Raw genomic sequence first — 1,232 nt, 5'->3', positions numbered from 1 at the left:
GGCCTGGCGCATCAGCTCGACCTGGCGGTAAAAGCGCCGGCAATTGGTGCAGATGCGGTGGTGCAGGCGCAGCGACAGTCGCTCGGTCAGCGGCATGCTGCGATCTTCCGCCTTGAGCRTGATCTGCGTGGCCTCCCGGCAGGTGATCTTCAGCTTGATCAAGTCGCCCCTCCAGCGGTCGCGCCGCCGAACCAGCCGGCCTGCAGGCAGTCCCGCAGCCTCAGCCGGGCCCGGTGCAGCATGACCCACAAGTTGGTCGGCGTGATCGCCAGTTCCTTACAGATCTCGTCCGATTCCAGCTCCAGCCACTCCCGCATCATGAACAGGCGGCCCTGCTGGCCCGGCAGCTTCTCGACGCAGGCCTCCAGCACCCTCATGAAGTCGACCTGGCGCAGCGAATCCTCGGGGTTGCCCCAGTCGTGCTGGGTCTCGCGCCAGTGGCCGTCGCTGGCGAACAGCAGATCGTCCAGGTCCTCGCCGTCTTCGCTGCTGCAGGTGGTGGACAGCTCGCGGCTGTTCTTGCGGATCTGGTCGACGAGCTTGTGCTTGAGGATGCCGACCAGCCAGGTCTTGAGCTGGCTGTTGCCCGCGAAGGCCTGGGGCTTCTCCAGCGCCGCGAGCAGGGTTTCAGAGACGGCATCCTCGGCCCAGGCGGGGTTGCGCAGCTGCAGGCGCGCGTACTTCAGCAGCGGCGGGCGCAGGGCTTCGATCTGGCGGCAGTAGTCCGCTGAGGCGGTTGGAGCGGTCATGGCGGCGGCAGTGTAAGGACTTGGCAGCGTCTTGCGACTTCGTTCTTGCCGCCGGATGATCGGCCGCCTTTTACCCCCCAACCTTTTGGAGACCTGTCTCATGAAGAACCAAGCCCTCGTGTCCTCCGCCCTTGCCGCCGCCCTGTCCCTGGGCATGGTTGCCCAGGCCCAGGCCGCCGATGCCGCCAAGGAAAAGTGCTACGGCATCGCCAAGGCCGGCCAGAACGACTGCGCCACCGCCAATGGCAGTCACTCCTGCGCCGGCCAGTCCAAGGCCGACAAGGACGCCAACGAATGGAAGTACGTCGCCAAGGGCACGTGCGAGAAGGAAGGCGGCTCGACCAAGGCGCCCGCGAAGAAGTGAGGGCTTGACCGCCATGACCTCGGCGCCACCCTTGCCCTGCGTGGGCATCGGCTGGCGCCAGCCGCATTACGAGACCTTGCTGGCCGAGCGCCCCGCGCTCGGCTTCATTGAGGTCCATT

3 protein-coding genes are annotated in these 1,232 nt (G+C 66.5%); 1 reads left to right on the top strand and 2 read right to left on the bottom strand.

Features of this window, described 5'->3' with window-relative positions; translation table 11 throughout:
• Together AC1DU6_RS31845 and AC1DU6_RS31840 are read right to left on the bottom strand one after the other, a co-directional pair.
• Positions 1 to 249: anti-sigma factor family protein (locus tag AC1DU6_RS31845; protein ID WP_477862193.1), on the bottom strand; the 249-nt coding region annotated here is incomplete at its 3' end.
• Positions 159 to 749: a sigma-70 family RNA polymerase sigma factor gene (locus AC1DU6_RS31840; protein ID WP_057301160.1), complete on the bottom strand. Its 591-nt coding sequence runs from the start codon at positions 747 to 749 to the stop codon at positions 159 to 161. The genes AC1DU6_RS31840 and AC1DU6_RS31845, both read right to left, overlap by 91 nt.
• 100 nt (positions 750 to 849) lie before the next feature.
• On the opposite strand from AC1DU6_RS31840, the gene AC1DU6_RS31835 reads away from it, so the two are divergent.
• Positions 850 to 1,113, top strand: coding sequence for a BufA1 family periplasmic bufferin-type metallophore (locus AC1DU6_RS31835; RefSeq protein WP_056202282.1), 264 nt, complete (start codon positions 850 to 852; stop codon positions 1,111 to 1,113).
• Positions 1,114 to 1,232: the final 119 nt, after the last annotated feature.

Source organism: Roseateles sp. P5_B10 (genome assembly GCF_056400485.1).
Note: the sequence above shows the minus strand (reverse complement) of the source record. Positions and strands in the feature narration are given on the sequence as shown.